General features: G+C 27.8%; 1 protein-coding gene. It reads right to left on the bottom strand.

Annotated features, from left to right (window positions below):
- Nucleotides 1-453, bottom strand: a 453-nt coding sequence (locus KVT27_RS23720) for a hypothetical protein (RefSeq protein WP_217582082.1), incomplete at both ends; no start/stop codon positions are given.

Here is a 453-nt window from a genome sequence, read left to right as displayed (position 1 = left end):
CTTGACAAGAAATTCTAAAAATAAATATTCATTCTTTTCTTTTCCTGTACTAATAGTTGTTGAAATAGTACCATTTGAATAAATGTTCAAACGCTCTAAGTTACCATCTTCTTTAATAAAGTATCCTTCTATACATTTAATTTCTATTGCCTCTTGTACTAGTAAATCAAGATACTCAATAGTCGCATTTACATCCTCACGATTTAAAGAGTCTTTAAGACATTCATATCCATCGTAACCATATAATTGTTCTTCTTTCTCCAAAATGACATTTCCCAATTTAAAATCTAATTTATCTGCTTTCTTTATAAATTCCATAAATTTATACGTAGTCATAACATGTTGTTCAATATTACGAGAATGAAGGGAATGATAAATATTATCCAAAAAATCACTATAAGTATCCGGATGGAATTCCAAGCCAAATGCATTGTTAGTTTTACCCTTAATAAA

The sequence above is a fragment of the Lysinibacillus sp. GbtcB16 genome (genome assembly GCF_019091145.1).
Taxonomy (GTDB): Bacteria; Bacillota; Bacilli; order Bacillales_A; family Planococcaceae; genus Lysinibacillus; species Lysinibacillus fusiformis.
This window is presented reverse-complemented; position numbering and strand designations above follow the sequence as displayed.